3 protein-coding genes are annotated in these 3,430 nt (G+C 72.3%); 2 read left to right on the top strand and 1 reads right to left on the bottom strand.

The annotated features are described in order from the left end of the window. Together G7A99_RS09050 and argB are read left to right on the top strand one after the other, a co-directional pair. The coding region (locus G7A99_RS09050) for a phosphomannomutase/phosphoglucomutase (RefSeq protein ID WP_371807607.1) at positions 1-1,593 on the top strand (1,593 nt) is incomplete at its 5' end. Between the two features lie 47 nt (positions 1,594-1,640). Beyond that, positions 1,641-2,564 (top strand): acetylglutamate kinase, encoded by a 924-nt coding sequence (argB, locus tag G7A99_RS09045; protein ID WP_163139651.1) that lies wholly within the window; start codon positions 1,641-1,643, stop codon positions 2,562-2,564. Here argB and G7A99_RS25390 read toward each other — a convergent pair. After that, a partial coding sequence (locus tag G7A99_RS25390) for a cation:proton antiporter (protein WP_240466209.1) occupies positions 2,521-3,430 on the bottom strand: 910 nt, incomplete at its 5' end. The genes argB and G7A99_RS25390 overlap by 44 nt on opposite strands.

Raw genomic sequence — 3,430 nt, 5'->3', positions numbered from 1 at the left:
GGTCGGGCAACGACGGAAACGGATATCGCACCCGCCGGCCCGGCACCCGGGCCGGCGAAGGCACATCACCCCATCCGGGCGCCCATCCGATCGTCTGCCCCCGGCATCGAGGTTGACGAGGAGATCCCGGCAACATTGCCCCCGGATTCGGCGGACACGCCGTCGGAGGCGCCAGAAGCCGGCACCGTCGACGATGCCGGGGCGGGTGATGAGGCGATTCCGCCCGGCATCCTGCGGGCCTACGACATTCGCGGGATCGTCGGCGAGACCCTCACGCCGGAGATCGTCACCCGCCTCGGCCGCGCGATCGCCGCGACCGCCCGCGAGGCCGGCAACGACACCGTGGTGGTGGGACGGGACGCCCGCCACTCGAGCCCGGAGCTCGCCCGGGCGCTGATCGCAGGGCTGAGCGCCGGCGGCTGCCGTGTGGTCGACGTGGACGCGGTGCCGACGCCGGTCCTGTACTTCGCCGTCCACCGCCTCGGCACCGGGGCCGGGGTAATGGTCACCGGCAGCCACAACCCCCCCGGCTACAACGGCCTCAAGGTGATGATCGGCGGCGAGACGCTGGCCGGTGAGGCGATACGCGCCCTCGGCCGTCGGGCGGCCGGCGTCCCCACCGCCGACACCCCGGGTGAGGTCGGGCACCGGCAGATCACCGAGGACTACATCGACCAGGTGGGCGCCGACATCACGCTCTACCGCCCCCTGCGGGTGGTTGTCGACTGCGGCAACGGCGTTACCGCCGCCCTCGCCCCGGAGCTCTACCGGGCACTGGGCTGCGAGGTCACACCGCTGTTCTGCGAGATCGACGGCGACTTCCCAAACCACCACCCGGACCCGGCAGTGCCGGAAAACCTGGCGACGCTGCAGAAGCGGGTGGTGAACGACGGCGCCGACATCGGCCTGGCGTTCGACGGCGACGGCGACCGTCTCGGCGTGGTGGACAGCGAGGGCACCATCATCTGGCCGGACCGGCAGATGATGCTGTTCGCCCGGGATATCCTGGCCCGGCTGCCGGGCTCGGACATCGTCTTCGACGTGAAGTGCAGCCGCCACCTCGCGGAACTGATCAGCGCCAACGCCGGCGTGCCGGTGATGTCACGCAGCGGCCACTCGCCGATCAAGCAGCGCCGCGCCGAGACCAACGCCCCGCTGGCCGGCGAGATGAGCGGCCACATCGTCCTCGCCGACCGCTGGTACCCGTTCGACGACGCCCTCTACGCGGGCGCACGGCTGCTGGAGCTGCTCTCCTTCGAGGCCGGCCAGAGCAGCGCGGCGCTGTTCGCCGGGCTGCCCGGGGCCGGCGGCGGCGCCGAGCTGCGCGTGCCGGTTGCCGAGGGCGAGGCCGAGGCGGTCATGGCACGGCTGCTGGCGAACACCCACACGGTGCCGGAAGCCGCGCGGGTGACCACCATCGACGGCCTGCGCATCGACTTCGCCGACGGCTGGGGCCTGGTCCGCGCCTCCAACACCGAGCCCGCCCTGACCCTGCGCTTCGAGGGCGACGACGAGGCCGCCCTGGAGCGGATCCGCGAACACTTCCGGGGCCTGCTCGCCGCAGCGGCCCCGGAGCTGGCACCGCCGTTCTGAGCCCCCGGACCCGATTCACGCTGACACGGAGCCTGGAGACCGACACGATGACCGACACCCCCACGCCCCCCGCCCAGGTCGCCCACGTCCTCACCGAGGCACTGCCGTATATCCGGCGCTACCACGGGCGCACCGTCGTGGTGAAGTACGGGGGCAACGCCATGACCGACGAGGCGCTCAAGGGCAGCTTCGCGCGGGACGTGGTGCTGATGAAGCTGGTAGGCATCAACCCCGTGATCGTCCACGGCGGCGGCCCCCAGATCGGCCGGCTGCTCGAGCGCATCGGCAAAGAGACGGAGTTCGTCGAGGGGATGCGCGTCACCGACGCGGAGACCATGGACGTGGTCGAGATGGTCCTCGGCGGCCTGGTCAACAAGGAGATCGTCAGCCTGATCAACAGCCACGGCGGGCGCGCCGTCGGCCTCACCGGCAAGGACGGCGGCTTCATCCACGCCCGCAAGCTCCACATCCAGCGCCCCGGGGCGGCCGAGCGCGAGCCCGAGATCATCGACATCGGCCACGTCGGCGAGGTCGCCTCGATCGACCCGGCACTCGTCTCGCTGCTCGACGGCCAGGACTTCATCCCGGTGATCGCCCCCATCGGGGTGGGCGAGGACGGCAAGACCTATAACATCAACGCCGACCTCGTGGCCGGTCGCCTCGCCGAGACCCTGGGCGCCGAGAAGCTCGTGCTGATGACCAACACCCCCGGCATCCTCGACGGCGAGGGCCGGCTGCTCACCGGTCTGGACGCCGCCCGGGTGGAGCGGCTGATCGCCGACGGCACCATCCACGGCGGCATGCTGCCCAAGGTCCAGTGCGCCCTCGAGGCGGTGGCCGGCGGGGTCGGGGCGAGCACCATCGTCGACGGCCGGGTGGAACACGCGATCCTGCTGGAGCTGTTCACCGACGCCGGTGTCGGCACCCTCATCCACGGCCGCGACGGGGCAGACGCACACCGATCTGGGTGATGCGCTCGCCCTCCATCTCGCGGACCGTGAGCATCACCCCGCCAACGCGGACGCTGTCGCCCTCCGAGGCCTGGTGGCGCAGGCGCCGGCGCACGAACGCACCGACGCTCTCCGCCGCGCCGGCACCGGCGGCGTCGCCACCGAGGTACATCGCCGCGAACGCGCTCATGGGCGCATCCGCGGCCACGGTGAACTCGCCGAAGTAGGCCTGCTCGGCGTCGTCCCTTGCGGTGGCGACGGTATCCACCCAGTGCTGGAAACGCTCCTCCAGTGCCGGCGAGTGCCCGGGCAGAAGCAGGTAGAGCTGATCGCCGGCCTGCAGCGGCAGCTCGGGCTCCGCGGCCACCGGTTCGCCACGGCGGATCACCGCCAGCACCCGCACCCCCGCGGGCGGGTCCAGGTCCGCCACGCAGCCCTGCACCGCGGGCGCCCCCGCCGGGAGCACGCAGGTCACGAGCTCGTGGCCCTTCGGGCGGGTGAGATCCACCCGGTCCATGGCCGGGTGCCGCCGCGGGATGATGAGCCCCAGGCGCCGGGCCAGCGGCGAGACCGTCCAGCCCTGCACCAGCAGCGAGACCAGGACGATGAAGAACACGCGGTTGAACAGCGCCTCCGCCTGGTCCACCCCGGCGATCAGCGGAAACAGGCTGAGCACGATGGGTACCGCCCCGCGCAGGCCGGTCCAGCTCATGAACACGATCTGGCGCGGCTCGAAGCGCAGCGGCAGGAGGCAGACCAGCGTCGCCAGCGGCCGCGCGAGCACGATCAGCACCGCCGCCAGCCCGAGCGCCTCCGCCGCCACCGGGAGCAGCCGCGTGGGCTCGACCAGCAGCCCCAGCAGCAGGAACAGGCCGATCTGGCACGGC

This window comes from Arhodomonas sp. KWT (genome assembly GCF_010993615.1).
The sequence above is the reverse complement of the archived record's forward strand: the minus strand, read 5'-3'. Positions and strand labels throughout refer to the sequence as shown.